This is a genomic window from Trinickia symbiotica (assembly GCF_002934455.1).
Classification (GTDB): Bacteria; Pseudomonadota; Gammaproteobacteria; order Burkholderiales; family Burkholderiaceae; genus Trinickia; species Trinickia symbiotica.
Map to the genome: position 1 here is coordinate 1 of NZ_PTIR01000003.1, position 17,533 is coordinate 17,533.

20 protein-coding genes and 3 pseudogenes are annotated in these 17,533 nt (G+C 60.6%); 9 read left to right on the top strand and 14 right to left on the bottom strand.

Annotated features, from left to right (window positions below; genetic code table 11):
* Positions 1-95: 95 nt before the first annotated feature.
* Positions 96-524: pseudogene (locus B0G57_RS06135) on the top strand (diguanylate cyclase); the annotation flags it as partial.
* Positions 525-570: 46 nt separating this feature from the next.
* Here B0G57_RS06135 and B0G57_RS06140 read toward each other — a convergent pair.
* The gene (locus B0G57_RS06140) at positions 571-1,422 is read right to left on the bottom strand and encodes a helix-turn-helix transcriptional regulator (RefSeq protein ID WP_102606811.1); all 852 of its coding nucleotides are present in this window, start codon (positions 1,420-1,422) and stop codon (positions 571-573) included.
* A gap of 182 nt (positions 1,423-1,604) precedes the next feature.
* On the opposite strand from B0G57_RS06140, the gene B0G57_RS06145 reads away from it, so the two are divergent.
* Positions 1,605-2,489, top strand: coding sequence for an SDR family oxidoreductase (locus B0G57_RS06145; protein WP_102607073.1), 885 nt, complete (start codon positions 1,605-1,607; stop codon positions 2,487-2,489).
* A gap of 151 nt (positions 2,490-2,640) precedes the next feature.
* On the opposite strand, the gene B0G57_RS06150 is transcribed toward B0G57_RS06145, so the two are convergent.
* The 3 genes from B0G57_RS06150 to B0G57_RS06160 all read right to left on the bottom strand — a co-directional run bounded on the left by B0G57_RS06150 (position 2,641) and on the right by B0G57_RS06160 (position 5,699).
* Positions 2,641-3,651, bottom strand: a complete 1,011-nt coding sequence (locus B0G57_RS06150; protein ID WP_223258620.1) for an aldo/keto reductase — start codon at positions 3,649-3,651, stop codon at positions 2,641-2,643.
* 68 nt (positions 3,652-3,719) lie between these two features.
* Positions 3,720-4,784, bottom strand: a complete 1,065-nt coding sequence (locus B0G57_RS06155; RefSeq protein WP_102606812.1) for a LacI family DNA-binding transcriptional regulator — start codon at positions 4,782-4,784, stop codon at positions 3,720-3,722.
* 42 nt (positions 4,785-4,826) lie between these two features.
* A complete protein-coding gene (locus B0G57_RS06160; protein ID WP_102606813.1) occupies positions 4,827-5,699 on the bottom strand; it encodes a phytanoyl-CoA dioxygenase family protein in 873 nt (290 codons plus the stop codon).
* A 297-nt stretch (positions 5,700-5,996) separates the two neighbouring features.
* On the opposite strand from B0G57_RS06160, the gene B0G57_RS06165 reads away from it, so the two are divergent.
* The 3 genes from B0G57_RS06165 to B0G57_RS06175 all read left to right on the top strand — a co-directional run bounded on the left by B0G57_RS06165 (position 5,997) and on the right by B0G57_RS06175 (position 8,868).
* Positions 5,997-7,013 carry an ABC transporter substrate-binding protein gene (locus tag B0G57_RS06165; RefSeq protein ID WP_199189623.1) on the top strand — a complete coding sequence of 339 codons (1,017 nt, stop codon included), beginning with the start codon at positions 5,997-5,999 and terminating at the stop codon, positions 7,011-7,013.
* Positions 7,014-7,141: 128 nt separating this feature from the next.
* Entirely contained in the window at positions 7,142-8,095 is a 954-nt protein-coding gene (locus tag B0G57_RS06170) for an ABC transporter permease subunit (protein ID WP_399276993.1), read from the top strand.
* A 2-nt stretch (positions 8,096-8,097) separates the two neighbouring features.
* On the top strand, positions 8,098-8,868 hold the full coding sequence (locus B0G57_RS06175; RefSeq protein ID WP_102606815.1) for an ATP-binding cassette domain-containing protein: 771 nt from the start codon (positions 8,098-8,100) through the stop codon (positions 8,866-8,868).
* 92 nt (positions 8,869-8,960) lie between these two features.
* On the opposite strand, the gene B0G57_RS06180 is transcribed toward B0G57_RS06175, so the two are convergent.
* Positions 8,961-9,536: a TetR/AcrR family transcriptional regulator gene (locus B0G57_RS06180; protein ID WP_102607076.1), complete on the bottom strand. Its 576-nt coding sequence runs from the start codon at positions 9,534-9,536 to the stop codon at positions 8,961-8,963.
* 145 nt (positions 9,537-9,681) lie between these two features.
* Between B0G57_RS06180 and B0G57_RS06185 the strand changes: the two genes are divergently transcribed.
* On the top strand, positions 9,682-10,371 hold the full coding sequence (locus B0G57_RS06185; RefSeq protein ID WP_102607077.1) for a glutathione S-transferase: 690 nt from the start codon (positions 9,682-9,684) through the stop codon (positions 10,369-10,371).
* 176 nt (positions 10,372-10,547) lie between these two features.
* On the opposite strand, the gene B0G57_RS06190 is transcribed toward B0G57_RS06185, so the two are convergent.
* The 7 genes and pseudogenes from B0G57_RS06190 to B0G57_RS06215 all read right to left on the bottom strand — a co-directional run bounded on the left by B0G57_RS06190 (position 10,548) and on the right by B0G57_RS06215 (position 14,066).
* Entirely contained in the window at positions 10,548-11,342 is a 795-nt protein-coding gene (locus B0G57_RS06190; RefSeq protein WP_146013347.1) for a hypothetical protein, read from the bottom strand.
* 158 nt (positions 11,343-11,500) lie between these two features.
* Positions 11,501-12,196, bottom strand: a complete 696-nt coding sequence (locus tag B0G57_RS06195) for a glutathione S-transferase C-terminal domain-containing protein (protein ID WP_102606817.1) — start codon at positions 12,194-12,196, stop codon at positions 11,501-11,503.
* Between the two features lie 332 nt (positions 12,197-12,528).
* Positions 12,529-12,633, bottom strand: coding sequence for a DUF1016 domain-containing protein (locus B0G57_RS31580; protein WP_146013348.1), 105 nt, complete (start codon positions 12,631-12,633; stop codon positions 12,529-12,531).
* Positions 12,630-12,773, bottom strand: a pseudogene (locus B0G57_RS31585) (transcriptional regulator); the annotation flags it as partial. The pseudogene B0G57_RS31585 and the gene B0G57_RS31580, both read right to left, overlap by 4 nt.
* Before the next feature lie 38 nt (positions 12,774-12,811).
* The gene (locus B0G57_RS06205; RefSeq protein ID WP_102606818.1) at positions 12,812-13,153 is read right to left on the bottom strand and encodes a 4Fe-4S dicluster domain-containing protein; all 342 of its coding nucleotides are present in this window, start codon (positions 13,151-13,153) and stop codon (positions 12,812-12,814) included.
* A 1-nt stretch (position 13,154) separates the two neighbouring features.
* On the bottom strand, positions 13,155-13,469 hold the full coding sequence (locus tag B0G57_RS06210; RefSeq protein WP_102606819.1) for a hypothetical protein: 315 nt from the start codon (positions 13,467-13,469) through the stop codon (positions 13,155-13,157).
* A 12-nt stretch (positions 13,470-13,481) separates the two neighbouring features.
* On the bottom strand, positions 13,482-14,066 hold the full coding sequence (locus B0G57_RS06215) for an RNA polymerase sigma factor (protein WP_189595319.1): 585 nt from the start codon (positions 14,064-14,066) through the stop codon (positions 13,482-13,484).
* A gap of 241 nt (positions 14,067-14,307) precedes the next feature.
* Here B0G57_RS06215 and B0G57_RS30825 point away from each other — a divergent pair, with 241 nt between their 5' ends.
* A complete protein-coding gene (locus tag B0G57_RS30825) occupies positions 14,308-14,550 on the top strand; it encodes a hypothetical protein (protein WP_146013349.1) in 243 nt (80 codons plus the stop codon).
* Between the two features lie 3 nt (positions 14,551-14,553).
* On the opposite strand, the pseudogene B0G57_RS06220 reads toward B0G57_RS30825, so the two are convergent.
* Both B0G57_RS06220 and B0G57_RS06225 read right to left on the bottom strand, forming a co-directional pair.
* Positions 14,554-14,711, bottom strand: a pseudogene (locus B0G57_RS06220) (SAM-dependent methyltransferase); the annotation flags it as partial.
* A gap of 23 nt (positions 14,712-14,734) precedes the next feature.
* On the bottom strand, positions 14,735-15,385 hold the full coding sequence (locus B0G57_RS06225) for a TetR/AcrR family transcriptional regulator (RefSeq protein WP_102606821.1): 651 nt from the start codon (positions 15,383-15,385) through the stop codon (positions 14,735-14,737).
* Positions 15,386-15,498: 113 nt separating this feature from the next.
* Between B0G57_RS06225 and B0G57_RS06230 the strand changes: the two genes are divergently transcribed.
* A complete protein-coding gene (locus tag B0G57_RS06230) occupies positions 15,499-16,392 on the top strand; it encodes an NAD(P)/FAD-dependent oxidoreductase (protein WP_102606822.1) in 894 nt (297 codons plus the stop codon).
* Positions 16,393-16,532: 140 nt separating this feature from the next.
* The gene (locus B0G57_RS06235; RefSeq protein ID WP_102606823.1) at positions 16,533-17,396 is read left to right on the top strand and encodes a class I SAM-dependent methyltransferase; all 864 of its coding nucleotides are present in this window, start codon (positions 16,533-16,535) and stop codon (positions 17,394-17,396) included.
* Positions 17,397-17,533: the final 137 nt, after the last annotated feature.

Sequence of the window (17,533 nt, forward strand, 5' to 3'; positions counted from 1 at the left end):
CCGCATGATAGCGACGGCCGCGACCTCAGCAGGTCAGCCGCCGAACACCGGCAAATCTAGTTGTCGCCACCGGCAAAAGTAATTGTCGCCAGACAGACATCGATTTCTTCAAGTCGTACAACGACTATTACGGTCACGTGCAGGGCGACGAATGTCTCAAGCGCATCGCACGCGTGCTTGGCGAAGCTGCCGGTCCAAGCGCGTTCCTGGGCCGCTATGGCGGCGAGGAATTCGTGCTCGTGCTCGCGGAAACCGATGCCGATGAGGCCGTGCGCGTCGCAGAGCGTTGCCGCAAGCTGATCGCGGATGAGGCCATCGCCCATCTGCGCTCGCCACACGGTCAGCGAGTCACAGCGAGCTTCGGAGTGGGCACCGTTGCGCCTAACGAAGGTATTGACGTCACTTCGTTCATCAATCTGACAGACGCACAGCTCTATCAGGCCAAGGAGCAGGGACGCAATCGCATTTCGGCGGTGGACCGGGCACGTATCGGCGGCGAAGGATTCAAGCTGCAGTCGCGCTGATCCTTTGATAGCGACGCAACGTCCGATAGGTTTTGCGCTGGGCCGGTCAGCGGGATGCCTTTTGATGCTTTTCGATCAGCGAGCGAACCACGTCGGTGTCCGCGGGCGTCGCAGGGGAATAGATGACCATGCTGAGGTCGGGACGGCCATCGATGACGAAAGACGAATGCTCGAACACGAGCGGTCCGCCCTGTGGATGCAGCAGTTGTTTAGTGCCTTCACCGAAAGAGCGAACGTCATGGGTCTTCCACAGCATCGCGAACTCTGGACTGGCTCGGCTAAGCTCCTCTACCAGCGCCGCCACGCTCGCAGCCGCGTCGGTCGCTGCCGCGCGTGCCGCATCGGCCCGGAAGACCGACACCAGCAGCCGAGCAACGCTGTCCCAGTCGGATTGAAAGTCTCGGACCTGCGGATCGCAGAAGATGCGCCGCAGGATATTGCGCTGTGACGGGTCCAGCTCGTCGTAGTTGAAAACAACCCCTGCGGCGTGATTCCAGGCAACGAGATCCCACGTCAGCGTCTTCACGTAGGCCGGGCTATAGACCAGCGCGTCGAGGACACGCTGAATGCGTGGGGAAATGCTTTCGGTTTCCTGATAACGGACTTCCGGCGGTCGCCCCAAGGCAAGCAGGAAAAGATGCTCGCGCTCGGCATCCGTCAGCATCAGCGCGCTCGCGATCCGGTCCAGCACCGCGGCGGACGGCGGTCCGCCGCGCCCGCGTTCGAGCCAGGTGTACCAGGTCACGCTGATGTTGGCCCGCTGGGCCACTTCCTCACGACGCAAACCGGGCGTGCGTCGCCGACCGCCGGCAATCCCGAAGGCAGCAGGATCGAGCCTCGTGCGGCGATCCTTCAAATAGGCCCCAAGGGCGTTGTCGTTCGTGGCTGGTCTGCTCATCCGGTTAGGAACTACACCCGTATAAGTTAACTTCTTTACCCGGATCGATTATGAGCCGAGAGTTAGCCCCGGTCTAGTTTCGATCGGTTGCTTTCCATCTTTCGAACCTGTTCCCATCGCTGTTTATCGCCATTTTCAGCGTGGGCAACTTATTTCCGCAATTCCAGAAGGAGATTTTGATCATGCGTGTGTTTGTTACTGGTGCAACCGGCTGGGTTGGCTCGGCCGTCGTGAACGATCTCATCGCCGCTGGCCATCAGGTGATTGGCCTTTGCCGTTCGGAAGAGAAGGCGGCAGCGCTGGCCGCTACAGGCGCAGAAGTCCTGCGCGGCACGCTGGAAGATCTCGACATCCTGCGTCGCGGCGCCGCGGCTGCGGACGGCGTGATCCACACCGGCTTCAACCACGATTTCTCGAAGTTCGCGGAGAACTGCCTGGTGGACAAGCTCGCCATCGAGACGATCGGCGGTGTGCTCGAAGGTTCGGACCGTCCGTTGCTCGTGACGAGCGGCACCGGGCTGCTGGCGCCGGGTCGTCTCGTGACCGAGGACATGGTGCAGGCTTTGGATCCCGCATGGCCTCGCGCTTCCGAAGAGGCCGCCATCGGACTGGCGGCGCGCGGGGTACGCGCGTCGGCGGTGCGCCTTCCCCCGTCGGTGCATGGTCATGGCGATCACGGCTTCGTGCCGAGGCTGATCGACCTCGCACGGGAAAAAGGCGTCTCTGTCTATGTCGGCGATGGTTCTAATCGCTGGGCCGCGGTGCATCGCCTCGACGCGGCGCGGGTCTTCCGGCTGTCCCTCGAACGCGGCGCGCAAGCGGGCCCCTTCCATGCCATCGCCGAAGAGGGCGTACCGTTCAAGGCAATCGCCGAAGTGATCGGCCGACGCCTCAACGTCCCCGTCGTTTCGAAGTCGCCTGAAGAGGCGGCGGAGCATTTCGGCTGGTTCAGGTTCGCAATGATGGACATGCCGGCGTCGAGCGAGCGAACCCGGTCCCTGCTCCGCTGGAACCCGCAACAACCCGGGCTAATCGCCGATTTTGACCACCCGGCCTATTTTTCGTAGCAGCGCACTCGAATGGTGGCGCCATCAGCGTCTATTTCCATCTCGGCAAGCCGGGACTAGCCCCCATCATCCCCTGGTCCTACCGCTTGCCGGTGCAATGACATGTCCGCGCGCTGCGGGGTAGCCGTTAAGCTCTCGCCCCGAGGCGCTATCAACGAATGGGCTCCGGCGCGTGCGCCGGGATCAGTCCGTCAGCCTTCAGCATCCGCCAGAGGTCGGCTGGAATCTGCGCTGACATCTCTTTCACGTTTTCGCAAACCTCGTCCGGGTTCCGTGCGCCGGCGATGACAGCGCAAACCGCCTCCGGAGCGCTGCAAAACTGCAACGCTGCGGCCTTTAGGCTTACGCCGAACTGAGCACAGCGCGCTCCGATCAGAGCAGCCTTTTCGACCATTTCAACGGGCGCCGTCGAATATTCGAACGTCGTACCCCCTGCGAGAAGTCCCGAGTTGTAGGGGCCGCCGACTACCAGTTTTGCTCCGCGCTGTTCGCATGCGGGAATCAGGCTGTCCAGCGCCGATGTATCGAGCAACGTATATCGACCAGCAAGCAGGAACACATCCGGGTCCGAATCAATCAGCGCCCTGATGCAGGGTTCCACTCGGTTGACGCCCAAACCCCATGATCTGATCACGCCCTGCGCGCGCAGGTCGGACAGCGCTCGCGCCGCGCCGTCCATTGCGGTGCGATACTGAGTTTTCCAATCGGGGCCATGCGTGTCTTCCGCGACATCGTGGATATAGACAACATCGATCCGATCCATACCGAGGCGCTCGAGGCTGTCCTCGATGGAGCGATATGCGCCGTCCGATGAATAGTCGTACTCGACGCGGAAAGGCAGACCGAAGACATAGCCATTCTGGGCAGACGGCACTGAATCGTCCGGAACGAGGATTCGGCCAACCTTAGTGGACAGCACGAACTCCTGCCTCGGCAATTCGCGGAGTATTTGGCCCAGGCGTCGTTCCGAGAGGCCCGTACCGTAAAACGGCGCGGTGTCGAAATACCGGACGCCGCTTTTCCATGCCGCGGATATCGTCTGCGCCGCGAGCTCTTCGGATACGGGCGAAAACAAATTGCCCAGAGGCGCACCCCCAAACCCGATCGGTCCGGGAATCGTGACGCCGCTTGTGGGCTGCACCGCTTCTATTTGGCTTTCCACTATGTACTCCTTTCCGCGAGCAACTGCTCGGCGGCGCTGGCATTTTTAGAGCGAGACTTTTTCCGCGATTACTGGCCCGCGGTTACAGAGACCACCGGGCTTGCGGAACTAACCACCGAATCGCCCCTCGAGGGTGGACTTTTACATGACTGACGGACGACGAGCTCTGGCGAAAAGACCATGTGTCGGGGGCTGCGGTCGTCTCCATTGATGCGCTCGATCAGCATCCGGAGAGCGGCTTGGGCCATCGAGTCGACCGGCTGGCGTACGGTCGTCAGCGCAGGGGAAAATGCGCTTGCCCATGGAAAATCGTCAATTGCGGTAACCGATACGTCCTCAGGACAAGCAACGCGCTTTTCGGCCAGTGCTCGCATTGTGCCGATCAACATCTGGTTGTTGGCAACAAAAATAGCGGACGGCGGCTCCGGCAGATCCATGAGCTCAAGCGCGGCTTGGTAGGCTTCCGGCTCGCCGAATGCGCCTTGACGAACATACTCGGGCACGACCGGCACGTTTGCGGCTGCCAGCGCATGCTCGAAGCCGCGCAAGCGGTCGCGACCGGGCACGAGATAAGTAGGCCCGGCGATGATGGCAATGCGCTTGTGGCCGAATTTCAGAATATGTTCGACAGCAAGGCGTGCGGCGCCCATGTTGTCGAGCGCGACCGAGTCCCACTCATTGGAGAGCACCACATGGTCGACTACCACGATCGGCATGAAGCCAGAGTCGGAGCGGAGCTCGTCATACGACCGTTCAGGTGCCGAAGCACAGAGGATTGTGCCGACGGCCAGATGCGCGCGCAGCATGCGCAAGTAGGCACGCTCCTGTTCGAAATCCCGATCGCTGTCGAACAAGAGGACTGAGTAGCCCAGCGCATGCGCGCGTTTCTGGATACAGTGGACCAACTCGGTGAAGAACGGGTTCGTGATATCCGGCACGACAAGGCCTAGAAGCTTGGTCGTGCCTTTCTTCAGGCTGCTCGCGATCGTATTCGGGGCATATCCCAACGTCTTGACTGCGGAGCGAACACGCGCCGTCAGATCCGGGCTCACATATGTCGAGCCGGACAAGACCGCCGAGACGGTCGCCACGCTGACTTCCGCGAGGCGTGCCACATCCTTCATTGTTGCCATGATTCTTGTTCCACGAAGTGGTGCGCTGGGCTTCTCGCTCGTTTAGTTCCACCATCCGGCGTGCTCGCGCTTCGGCTGCCGAAGAACGCCATCCGGGGTACGGGGTGGCTCAATCTCGAGCAGGAACCGATGCGCCGGCGGCATGCGCTCATAGAGCTGAGACGTCAGGTGGTCAATCTGGACGAGTTGTTGGGGAAGATCCCGTCGAGTGTACGTCAGATGCAGCACGCGGCGGTTCGCATCGTTCTTTTTCAGCGTGCCGCTGTGCCAGCCTGACGCGTTCATGACGAACACGCTGCCTGCGCGACCAGTCAGATGAACTTCACCGGGATATGGCGCGTCGAGGTCCGCGGGAATTCGCTCGCGGTCCTCTTCCGAAATGGGCCCCGGCTCCCAGTCGCCTTGGTTGACGACGGGCACATTGATCGGCGCCCATTTATGGGAACCCGGCACGACTCGGGTCGGTCCGTTTTCCAGCGTCATGTCGTCAAAGAGAACGATGGCGTTGACCACCCACCAGTCGTCAGCGAAATACTTGGGCACGTCAACGTGCAGCTGTTGATGGCCGAACCCTTTTATCGGATCCCGCAAGTTGGCTCCATGCACCTTGATCTCGCCGAGTAGGCGGTGCGCCGCGGCCAACACCGGCTGAAGCTCCAGGCATTGATCGAACGCCGGGCTCTTATTGAAGATATTCGATATGCGACGTGCACCGGGCTCAACGTGCACTTCATGCCCCCCTGTCAGGCGCTCGATTTGATGGAGTCGCTCGAATTCCCTGGCCATCGAGCGACATTCGTCCGGGCTCAGAAGATCCTCGACGAGGAAGTAGCCTTTTTCGTCCAGGTCTCGCAACTGGTCACTCGTGAGCGCGTCGCTGACTCCGAGCTCCCGTATCGCTTGTTTTGTGTACATGAGGTCGCGTCTCCATTCGGCGTTGCGTTGCGTTGTCGGCGAAACGTTTAGCGAAACGTTTCGATGGGCCTTTTATAGCAAGTGAGCGGGTCCATAGACATCCGGGTTTTTACCGAAAACTCGCAAAAACCACCTGATAACGAGGGGTCGATTAGAGCAACAGTCTCCATGTTTACCCGACGGTTGATTGACATGTGCTGCAACGCTTCCTACAGTGGGCGAAACGTTTCGCTAAACGTTTAGCTGCGACCCCTAGCACGCAGCACCTCTTCGGAAACGCATTCACAGGAGACAGTGATGGCCAAAAAGCCTTCGGTTCCGGTTCGTTTTTTGCACATGCGCCGTCGCGCGCTGGGCGCCCTATTCGGCGCCCTCATGCTCTCGGTCATCGCCGCTCCTTCCGCTTATGCGACGAAGGACCACCCCGTTGTCGCTCTGCTGCCGGGCGTGGTTGACCCGTTCTACTTCACGATGTACCACGGCGCGCAAAAGGCAGCGGCCGAAGACGGTGTTCAACTGCTGTTTCAGTTGCCGAAAAGTTGGAATACGACCGAGCAGGTGCCCATCCTCAAGGCGTTCATCGCCAAGCACCCCGATGCGATCCTGATTTCGCCTGTCGACGCGCAGCAACTGATCGAACCGCTGACAGAGGCGAAGAATGCGGGAATCAAGGTGATCACCGTGGACACCTTCATCGGTACCGGCCGGTATCAGACCGGTAGCGGAAACGCGGATTTTCCGCGCTCATTCATAGCGTCTGACAACGAGGAAGGCGGACGCATCGCGGCACGAACGCTGGCAAAGGCGATCGGCGAGAAAGGCGTCGTGTTCTGCGAAAGCCTGAAGCCGGGCGTGTCGAGTACCGATGCACGCGTGCGGGGCTTCCAGGAGGAAATGAAAAAGTACCCGAAGATCAAGGTTCTGCAGACGCTCTACAGCGAAGACGACGCGAACAAGGCGGTCTCCGATGTGTCGGGGGTGTTGGCACGGGAGCCTGGACTTTCCGGCGTGTTCGGAACGAATACCTTCTCAGGCAAGGGCGTCTCGCAGGCATTACAGATGGCGGGAAAAAGCGGCAAGGTGAAGCTCATCGTGTTCGACGCCGTGCCGGGCATCGACAAAGACTTGAAGAGTGGCCTTGTCGACTATGCCATCGCGCAACGGCCAGCCGACATGGGTTACTACGGCGTCAAATACGCGGTTGACGCGATCCGTGGCAAACCGATCCCGAAGGAAAAAGACACGGGCTTCGTCGTCATGGATAAGTCGAACATCGACAATCCCAACGTGAAGCAATTCATCTATTCCAACTGATATTCGCCGGCGGCGGCCCGAAACCGCTGTCCGGTGTTTGCACTGAGGCATTCGGAGACATTGCAATGCAAAAGTCCCCTTCACTTCCGGGCCTGCAATCCGTAACGCGCTTACCGTGGACGGCGAGGATCGACTATGCAGACCTTGTCGGGCGCTTCTGGCCTTGGCTCTTTCTCGCGGCGCTCTGTCTCTTCTTTGAAGTCTGGTCACAAGTCACCCAGCACAGATCGTTTCTCGTCAATGCCTACAACTTGCAGTCGATCGCGCTCGCCGCGAGCGCACCGATGCTTCTCGCGATTGGGCAGACGTTCGTGATCGTCACCGCCGGCATCGATCTGTCGGTCGGCTTCGTGATGGGCCTCGCCGCGGTGTGCGCGGCACAGTTCACGCTGCTTGGCGGGGCATCGGCTTGGTCGCTTTGCCTTTCGGTTCCGCTAACGATTGCCGTGTCCGTCATTCCCGGTGCGATTAACGGCGTTCTTGTTGCACGCTATCGGGTACCCGCGTTTATCGGAACACTGGGCATGTATGGCATCGCCCGCGGCGTTGGGTTTCTCGCCGCCGGCAGCGGTATGACGGTATCGGTTGATAACCCGGGACTGCAATGGCTTGGCTCGGGCTGGAACCCGGTGATCGTCACAGGCGTGTTGTTGGGTTTGATGCACTTCATTCTGTCTCGTACCCGCTTCGGCCAATACACGTATGCGGTCGGCGGCAACGAACAGTCGGCCGCTCGCGCAGGCATCAATGTACGTCGGCATCTGATCGTGATTTACATGCTTTCAGCGGCCTTCGCTGCGGTCGGGGGCATCGTCTACACGGCGAGATTCTCCGCAGGCTCGGCCACCGCCAGGGAACCGATGTTGCTTAATTCCATCGCCGCTGTCGTGATCGGGGGCGCAAGCTTGTTCGGCGGCACTGGCAATCTCATCGGTACGTTAATCGGCGCGCTCATCATCGCCGTGATCGAGTTCGGGCTGGTATTCATCAACGTCGATGCGTTCTGGCAATTCATTGCGGTGGGCGTCGTCATCATTGTCTCGGTGCTGATCGACCAGTACAAGGAACGTCTCGGAGTTTAATCATGAGCCAACCGCTACTTGAAGTACGGAATGTGTCGATTCGCTTCGGCGGCGTCGAGGCGCTCAAGAAGGTGTCGATGGAGGTCTATCCGGGAGAGGTCGTCGCACTGTGCGGGGACAACGGTGCGGGCAAGTCGACATTAATCAAGATCATCTCAGGCGTTTATCAGCCCAGCGAAGGCCAAGTCTATTTTGATGGCGAACCACTCGATATGCGCGATCCGCATGACGCGCGTGCCAAGGGCATCGAGACGATCTACCAGGATCTTGCGCTTGCCGACAATCTCGACGTCGGCAGCAACATCTTCCTGGGGCGTGAACCGTTGAACCGACGGTTTGGCGTAAGCACGATCGATCGGCCGCGCATGGCCGCAGTGGCGCGCGAGGTGCTGGACCAGCTCGACATTGTGATACCGCAAAAGAAGATCTACGGTCCCGTCAAGATGCTCTCGGGCGGACAGCGCCAAGCCATCGCCATCGGACGCGCGATTTACTGGAACGCACGGGTCTTGATCATGGACGAGCCCACGGCAGCTCTTGGCGTGCCCGAGCAGAGAAAAGTGATGGAACTGATCCTTGGGCTCAAGAAGAAAGGCGTCTCCGTCATCCTGATTTCACATAATTTGCACGATATCTTCAGTGTGTCGGATCGAATCGTCGTGCTGCGGCGCGGTGAGGCGGTCGGAGAAAAACGTGTTTCCGAAACCGATGGCGAATCGGTGGTCAAGATGATGGTCGGCGACGAGTACGCCGCAACGAAGTCGGCTGCTTGAGAAAAAACGGCCGTCACGAGGTTCCCTCTTCAAGCCGGAACGTACGCCTGGCGGAAGCTGGTCGCGCAGCATTCTGAATTGGTGCTTCACTGCTACGCGGGCAAGAGGCCCGCTTTTCGATAGTTGTCGATCAGTGCGTCATAGAGGGAGAGATCGGAACGGCTCCTTGCGATGAGCTGAGCGCCGGCGATCGCGGCAAAGATCGCTCGAGCCCGGTGTTTGCTCTCCCGAGAACCGACTACTGCCGCCGCGGACAGAACCTTGCTCAGCCACGCCACATTGACGTCGGCGAAGGTCCGGACTTCTTTCATCACCACTTCCGGGAGGTCGTCGGTTTCGGCGGCCATGAAGCTGCAAAGGCATATGCGATTGCCGGTCTCGAGCGCCTTGCGGAATGTATCTGGATAGTGACGCAGGCAGTGCAGCGGATCCTGCGATTTTGTCAGCATGTCATCCAGAGCCGCCGCTGACTCTTCCCAGTAACGTCTTGCTACCGCTGCGCCGAGATCGGCCTTGCTCTCGAAGTGGTGGTAGATGCTCGCGGCCTTGATACCCACCTCGTCCGCCAGATCACGATAATTCAACCCGCCGTAGCCGTGTGTCTGCGCGAGCCTCGTCGCGGCTACGAGGATTCTCTCTCTCGAGTTCGGGCTCGCGTCATTCCTCACTGCTTCAGCCTCCGCAAACATGAAACGGGTGTTGACACCGCGTATTGTACCTTATATGGTTAACCTAACGAACGTTAGGTAGATGTGTGGGCGACGCGTCTTCGCGCTGCCCCATCCGATGCAACCGACTACGGAGCGGCCCGCAATGACTTCCAATATCGCCAATTTCGATGCAGTGTCACTGCCAGTGATGAAGGTCTACGACTTCCCGACAGGGCCCTATCCAACACGTGTCCGCATCGCCCTGGCCGAAAAAGGGCTGCAATCGCGCGTCGAGTTCGTGATAGTTGATCTTTACAAGGGAGAGCATAAAAGGCCCGAGTTCATCGCGGGCAAAAACTATTCGGGCACGCTGCCTGTCCTTGAACTCGATGACGGGACCTGTATTGCCGAGTGCACTGCCATTACCGAATACCTCGACGCGCTCGATGGCGTGCCTACGCTCACGGGAAGCACACCGCGCGAAAAAGGCATCGTCCACATGATGAGCAAGCGCGCCGAGTTGGAGCTGCTCGATGCCATCAGCGTCTATTTCCATCACGGCACGCCGGGGTTAGGCCCCACTGTGGAAACATATCAAAACCCCGAGTGGGGGTTCCGTCAACGCGACAAAGCGCTGAGGGGCATGCGCTACTTTGATGCTGTTCTGCAAGGGCAACCGTATGTCGCGGGCGAGACTTTCTCGATGGCCGACATCACTGTCATCGGTGGTTTGATCTTTGCGATGCTGGTGGAGCTGCCGGTGCCTGAGGAGTATGAGGCACTTCACGCCTGGTACGGAAGAATGCTGCAGCGTGAGAGCGTTAGGAATCAGCCGGTGTTCGCGAACCCCTGACCCGAGCCGTAACTGACCGGCACGAACCAGTGCTGCAACGAAACGCGCGGACGCAGCAATCTATCGCGGCCTAAGCCGGCTTTCGCCGAACAGTCGGCTCGATGCGACCTCAAAACTTACCGAGTTCGCAATGAAGCAATGGCGATGCGCGAGTTGGTGTCTTCTTCCAGGCATGGTCACGTGCGAGTTTCTCGCATCGAAGATCTTAGGTACGTTCCCGAAAGAAAGGCCACGCAAAGCGGAAAGAGAACGTATCGCGAGGCAATCGACAAAATCTGAGAAACGAGTCCGTATGAACCGTCAATTCCGGCAGCACCGAAGAACGAGAAGTACCAGAATGCCGTGAAGGCGATGACGACGGCCAAGTTCACGACCGAGCCCTTCGCAATTTGCGCATGGGCTTTGGCGAACATGCGGGCGAAAAAATGCCAGGTGATGAAACCGGAGACCGCCATCACGAACGGAAACAATGTCCAAACCGAAACTCCGAAGCCGCGCGCCCCCAAGGCGATGTCCGCATGCGTGGTGATGGCTCGAATCGGCACGTAGCTCCACACGTTGGCTGCGCACATCAGTGACAGCCAATAGATGAACATCAGAAGGTAGCGCCGCGACATGAGAGCGGATCGCGATGCGATTGCATAGAGAAGGAAGTAGAGAGCCCCGTTACCGACGAACGGGCCCGCGAGGGCGATGACGGCCGCGCTGGGCCCGTGACCTCCGGCGAAGATAGTGCTGTATTTGACGTTGTCGTCGACATCCCCGAGCAGGATCACGTTGGAGAAGGTTGCGGGGCCGTAGTTGATACCGAAGGGCTCGCTCATCCACCCCAGAGACCAAGCCATGAGGCTGTGCGTGTATTCGTGCACCAAGTAGGCCACCGCATGGGCTAAGAGTGCGAACAGAAGTGTTGCAGTAGCGAAAACGAAATGCGCTCTGTCGACGGTAGCCTGCGATGACGATTCAGTCACGATTGCACCTTCCTTGGAAAATTACCGCAGCCTGGATGCTGCGCGCTGGCGTCTGTCCTGCTCACCCGAGAGAATATCCGGGTCATGCCGACATCACGCGCCCCCGGCGCAGACTCATGAATGCCACCAGGATCCCCTGTCCAATGCCGGCGCGCAAGTTAGCGGCTGTCGATCCTCTCGTGTATCGCCTCGCAATGGCGAACGAGGTTCCGCCGCGACAGCACATACTGCTTCAGCGGCGTATCGATTTCGTAGAAGTAGATGTTGGCGACAAAGCCATAAATCGCGGCATCGACCGAGGCTGGCTCAGGCCCAAACACGAACCCGCTGTCGCCGAGCAGATCGGCCACGACGCGCAGATCGCCGATGCCGCGCTCGTACACCTGTTCCGGTTCGTAGCGGCCGATGCCCTGATAGTAATACCGCAGCCGGTTGTACTCGCTCGCGGCCTCGAGGTCGCTCGCGGCGACTTCGGGGTGAGCCGCCATGAAGGCGTTAAAAAACTTTGGACGGAAGCGCTCGTCGCGCCAGCGCGAAAAGCTCATCGGCCAGTAGAGGTCGTCGAGGGTGCGTCGCACCAAAAAGTCGAGATTTGCTTGACCTGGGGAAAGCGCGCTATCAATGCGCAGGCCGTGCTTGCGCTTCAGGTATGCGATGATGGTATCGCTGTCGCCGATCGCTTTGTCGCCGTCGGCCAGATACGGCAGTTGTCCGCGCGGCGCGTGCTTCGGGTCGAGAATGTGCCCGTGCTCGAACCCCAGCGCGCATAGGCGCATGAACGCATACACCTTCAGACCAAACGGATTGTTGTCGGCCACGCCGAACAGGTTCGGATAGGAGTAGAGCGTCGGCATGTGCCTCCCCAAGGATGGCGACACGCGGCCGCCTATATGATCTTAGCATACGAATCGCCGATCGATAGTGGCCCAGCGAATGCAGGAAGCTTGCTCCACACTGGACGCTACCGCCTACCGGACTTGATCATAGCTTGTCCGGTCTCTCGTACATAACCCTTACGCGGCGACCTGATGTCCGATCAGTGCTTCGGCCGAAAGGAACAATCCATCAAGATGATGGGGCCAATAAAATGGTGCACCGGGCGTCCCATGTCTGGGTGAAGCCGACCTTAGAATGTCATTGCGGGGCGCTGCTTAAACAGCAGTTCCTGGCCAAACCCGGAAGCCCATCATTGAGCGACGAACGTGAAGCCCGCGCCGAGTTCGAGCAGGAATTGCCAACGGTGGAATTTGCATTGTTTGAGATAGCGGCTTGCCGGCTCTACCGCGTTCATGAACACATCCCCTCGCGCTCAAGCCAAGAACGGAACATCACGACCAGTTCATCGCCAGCCTTCGCGTCGGCGACATAAGTGCAATAGCTGCGCGACGGGAGCCGAGGGCCGTCGAACGGTGCGACGAGCCGGCCCGCGGCGAAGGCGCGCAAGGCGTTGAGCGGAGGCAATACCCGTTTCATCGATATGACGCTGGCAAGACCGTGGCAAGAGTTTTTCTAACGCGGTCCGCCAATTTATCTGGTTTGTTGTGGCCGGGGCAGGCCGTCACGCACAGTCCGCACGAACGGCATGCGTCGGCGTTCGGCGTGTAGGCGACCTGCATGCCGTGCACGCGCAGCTTGAAACGATGCAGCGCGCCGAGGCCGCGGTAATCGGCCTCGTCGATACGCCGGATCTCGAATACTTTCTCGGGGCAGACTGCGAGGCAATCTCCCTTACCCTCGCAGCGGCGCAGATCGACAGTCGGCACGATCACGCCCGGCGGCTGCTTGCAGGCAGTAGTCGACGTATCGCTCATGTCATTCCCCTTTCGGCGCTTCGCGCCGCGCATGCCATGCCGAGCGGAAACGCTCGCGCTCCTCGGGCGTCATCGCTTCCCACTTGCGCCAATGGTGCTTGTGGCGCCAGCCGCCGCCGTGGCCGCGAAACCCGCCGAAGAGGATCCGGCTCAGCACGAGCAAGCCGAGCGCATGCGCGAAATCGATCGTACGCGCGCCGACGAAGAGCGCGGGCATAACCCAGTTCCACAAGAGCGTGACCCCCCATCCAAGCGCGCCGATCGCCACGAGTACAAGCGCGGCCTTGCCGGCACATCTGATATTGCGGTAATTCATCGATCGGCTCCGTTAGAAATCGAGTTCCTCATAGGTGTCCTGTAATCGCGCGCGCAGGTGCAGCACCGCGTAGCGCTTGCGTGCGAGCAGCGTGTTGATCGCCACGCCGGTTTGCGCCGCCATGTCCTTAAAACTTCGCCCTTCCAGTTCATGCGCGATAAACACCTCGCGCTGATTTGCGGGCAATTCGTCGAGCGCTGCTTGCAGCGCCTCCAGCAAGACGCTCCGTGCGTAGAGCGCTTCGGGGCCGGCATCGTGAGCAGGCAGCGCCAGATCCAGCCTGTAGTCGTCCTCGTCCGAGGTGGCGTCGCCCTCGAACAGCTCGACGAGCGGCTGTTCTTTCTTCTTGCGGAAGCGGTCGATGATGCGATTGCGGGCGACGCGAAAGAGCCACGCGCTTGCCTGCTCGATCGGCGCGGGCAGACGGTAGGCTTGCACGAATTCGTGGAACACGTCCTGCAGGATGTCTTCGGCGTCGCTCGGGTCACGCACACGGCGCCGGATGAAATTCCCGAGCCTGGTGCGCTCGCGCATGAACGTCGCGGTCATGTCGCGGTCTCGTTCGTTCATCGGGTCCAAAGTGAATGGAGGGTCCATGCGCTTGAAGACGAATGGGGCGGGTGGATATTGTGGATGGCCGGAGGAATTTTTTCGGGAAATGTCGTGGCCATTGGGACCGCCGCAAAAACATCAGCGAGATAGCATGGTCCTTGCGTCCTTTGCCTTACGCCACTAGGCCGCCGTCCACGGTGGCTTCCGCTTCGGCGCACTCTCGGCTTGGCGTCAGCGTATGCTTTGACGAGCGATCATGGGCCAATATGGCAGGAGGGAGGCAATCATGGATCTTTTGAAGGAGCAGGCGGCACTCGCCAAGGCTGATGCTGATCTGGTGGATGCAAACGAGCGGATCCGTAGACAAGCGTCGTTGATCGCAGACCTTCAGCGCGATGGTCACGACACGGCCGCTGCAGCGGAACTCCTCAGAACTTTACAGTCGACACGGGAGGCCATGATCGCGCATCGGACGCTGATCGTTCAAACCATCGAAGACATCAAAGCGGGGAAGTTTCGTGATTTCTAGCGGGGCCACGCGCCCCCGGTCGCGAGCGAGAATGGGCCGGGCGCTTCGGGATCGGGCGGCGCCGTCGGCGGGACGATGTCCTTGATCGCGCCCATCGGCAAGCGCCGCCAATCGTTCTCGGCCATGCCGCGCCAGCAGAAAGCGACCCGCGCGCCCGGCTTGTCCTAATCCGTCCTTAACTAGACTATCCGTCCGCGTCGTCGTTGCCACCGTGCGCGGCGATGAACATGGCGACGGCCGACCGGCAATAGGATTCGATTTCGTTGTCGTCCTCCGCTCTCGCCTGATCGAAGCGAGCGATTACCAGGAGATCGGATCCTTTGAAAAGCGCGGCAAACAAGCGGGCGGACCGGAGAGGATCGGGCACGTTCAGAACCGCCTTCGCGTGCAACTGACGCAACAGGGCCTCGATTTGGGCGATGACATGGGCGGGGCCGGCTTCGTAATGGAGCTTACTTAACGACTTTTGATTCGTCTTGTCGGCCGTGACCATGGCTTCGACACTGCGGACGTCTGATCTCAACAGCGTGCGAAGCAGTAATGATCCCACCGCCATGAGCTGATCTTCGACCGAACCGTCGACGCCTTCAAGAAGGGTCTGTGGTGCAAACAGCTGATGGCAGCCGGCCGCGATGGCCGCGCTGAACAGCGCCTCCTTGTTCTCGAAGCGCCGATAGATGCTGAGCTTGGATATCTTCGCCCGCTGGGCGACTTTGTCCAATGTCGTCGCTTGAAAACCCAATTCCACAAAGAGTTCGCGCGCGACGTCGACGATCGTTTGGCCAAGCGCCTCGTTGGCGGGCCGGCCGCGCCGGGCCTGGCTATTTTTGGTCACGGCAATTCCAGTACTTGACAGTATCTCAACTCTTCGATTAGGATACCACACAGTATCTAAATTATGCAAGCGAGCCCCAACCGAACCCTCATCCACACACGGAGGCCATCACCATGGATGACGTCATCATCATCGGCGGCAGCTTTGCCGGCCTCGCCGCCGCCCTCCAGCTCGGCCGTGCCCGCCGCAAGGTCACTGTTCTAGATACCGGCCTGCCGCGCAATCGCTTCGCCGGCCACTCGCATGGCCTGCTCGGCCACGATCACAAGCCGCCGCTGGACATCCTGGTCGAGGCGCGGCAGCAGCTGGCGCGCTATCCAACGATTAGCCTCGTCAATGCCCGGGCCGAGAGCGCGTCTGGCGCCATCGACGATTTCTGCGTTGTCACTGACGATCAGGAAAGCCTGAGGGCGCGCCGCCTGATCCTGAGCTATGGCGTCGCCGACCAGATGCCTGATGTTCCGGGCTTTGCCGAAAGCTGGGGCACGTCCATCGTGCCGTGCCCCTATTGCGATGGCTTTGAAGTCGCCGACCAGCATTGGGGCCTCGTCTGGTCCGGCCCGCAGTCGCACCAGTCTGCCAGGCTGTTCCGCGATTGGACCGACAAGTTGACTGTCTTCGCCGATGGCCATGACATTCCGCCCGATATCCAGGCCGATCTGGCGCGCCGCAACATACCTGTCGTCGATGGCCGGATCGTCGAGATCGCCCATCACAACGGCCATATCGCCACCGTCAATCTCGATACCGGCCGCAATGTCGCGGTCGACATCCTGTTCGCCCAGCCGCGCAACAAGCCGTCCGCAAGCCTACACGAATCACTGGGCCTCGACACGGTCGATACGCCCACCGGCATCGTTCTCAAGGTCGACGAGCGCCGCCAAACCAGCATGCCCGGCATCTACGCCGCCGGCGACCTCGCCACGCCCTTCTTGCCCTCGGTCACCCAGGCATCATCGCAGGGCGCGATGGCGGGTATCTTCGCCCAGCAGTCGATGCTGGTTTGAGAGCACAGACTCATAGTGGACGCTTAACTCCTGGAACGCTGGCGTGTGTGGGGTTCCTTGAACAAGCGGGGGCTGTGACTGTGATGCGCGCTTTGGCATCGGACAGCTTAGTTAAGAGCAAATCAGAACACGGAGATATCATGGCAAAGCAAAGTGCCGATCATGTCGGCGACTGGAATGGCCAAAGCGGGGAGCGTTGGGTCGCAAACCAGGCCCGGCTCGACGCCATGGTGGCGGAGTTCGGCCAGGCCGCGATCGAAGCCGCCGCGCCCGCGAAGGGCGAGCGCGTGCTGGACGTCGGCTGCGGCGCGGGCGCGTCGAGTCTGGCACTGGCCGCCCGCGTCGGTCCGTGGGGCCAAGTGCTGGGCGTGGACATATCCGAACCGCTGATCGGCCGGGCGCGCGCGGTTGCGCCACAGGATACGCCGGTCCGGTTCCTAGTGGCCGACGCCAGCAGCGCCGAGTTGCCCCAGGGCGCGTTCGACATCCTGTTCTCGCGTTTCGGCGTGATGTTCTTCGACGATCCGACAGCGGCGTTCGCCCATATGCGACGCGCGCTGCGGCCGGGCGGACGGGTCGCTTTCGTCTGCTGGCGCGGCGCGGCCGAGAACGATTGGGTGCGCCTGCCGATGGGCGCGATCAAGGGCATCCTCCCGCCGAGCGCGCCGCCCGATCCCGAAGCGCCCGGCCCATTTTCGTTCGGCGACCGGGGGCGGGTGTCGCGCATCCTGACGGCAGCCGGCTTCACCGATATCGCTATCGCGCCCTTCGATGCTTCCGTCCCGTTTGGCGAGGGCGGGACGCGGGACGCTGCGATCGACGACGCGGTGAAGATGACGCTCGAGGTCGGCCCGCTGTCGCGCGCGCTCGCTGATCAGCCCGACGACATCCGCGCCCACGCGTCGGCCGCGGTTCGCGCCGCCTTCGCGGGCCTTCCCGGCGAGCGGTCGGTGATGATCGACGGCGCGGCGTGGATCGTCATGGCACGCAATCCCGCAAGCTGACAGGGATTAACAGGAGAGACGCCCCGTTGGGTGGAGTTGGGCGTCTTTGGCCGCTCAGATTGATGTCCCTTCTGGCCGACACCCGCGCGTTGAGCATCGGGCGGGTTTCGGAGCGGAGCAGCGGTTCGAGTGACCAT

Coding starts and splice junctions, on each gene's coding strand:
- B0G57_RS06140 (WP_102606811.1), bottom strand. CDS start 1,422: ATGAGCAGACCAGCCACGAACGACAACGCCCTTGGGGCCTATTTGAAG.
- B0G57_RS06145 (WP_102607073.1), top strand. CDS start 1,605: ATGCGTGTGTTTGTTACTGGTGCAACCGGCTGGGTTGGCTCGGCCGTC.
- B0G57_RS06155 (WP_102606812.1), bottom strand. CDS start 4,784: ATGGCAACAATGAAGGATGTGGCACGCCTCGCGGAAGTCAGCGTGGCG.
- B0G57_RS06160 (WP_102606813.1), bottom strand. CDS start 5,699: ATGTACACAAAACAAGCGATACGGGAGCTCGGAGTCAGCGACGCGCTC.
- B0G57_RS06165 (WP_199189623.1), top strand. CDS start 5,997: ATGGCCAAAAAGCCTTCGGTTCCGGTTCGTTTTTTGCACATGCGCCGT.
- B0G57_RS06175 (WP_102606815.1), top strand. CDS start 8,098: ATGAGCCAACCGCTACTTGAAGTACGGAATGTGTCGATTCGCTTCGGC.
- B0G57_RS06185 (WP_102607077.1), top strand. CDS start 9,682: ATGACTTCCAATATCGCCAATTTCGATGCAGTGTCACTGCCAGTGATG.
- B0G57_RS06195 (WP_102606817.1), bottom strand. CDS start 12,196: ATGCCGACGCTCTACTCCTATCCGAACCTGTTCGGCGTGGCCGACAAC.
- B0G57_RS31580 (WP_146013348.1), bottom strand. CDS start 12,633: ATGAACGCGGTAGAGCCGGCAAGCCGCTATCTCAAACAATGCAAATTC.
- B0G57_RS06205 (WP_102606818.1), bottom strand. CDS start 13,153: ATGAGCGATACGTCGACTACTGCCTGCAAGCAGCCGCCGGGCGTGATC.
- B0G57_RS06210 (WP_102606819.1), bottom strand. CDS start 13,469: ATGAATTACCGCAATATCAGATGTGCCGGCAAGGCCGCGCTTGTACTC.
- B0G57_RS06215 (WP_189595319.1), bottom strand. CDS start 14,066: ATGGACCCTCCATTCACTTTGGACCCGATGAACGAACGAGACCGCGAC.
- B0G57_RS30825 (WP_146013349.1), top strand. CDS start 14,308: ATGGATCTTTTGAAGGAGCAGGCGGCACTCGCCAAGGCTGATGCTGAT.
- B0G57_RS06230 (WP_102606822.1), top strand. CDS start 15,499: ATGGATGACGTCATCATCATCGGCGGCAGCTTTGCCGGCCTCGCCGCC.
- B0G57_RS06235 (WP_102606823.1), top strand. CDS start 16,533: ATGGCAAAGCAAAGTGCCGATCATGTCGGCGACTGGAATGGCCAAAGC.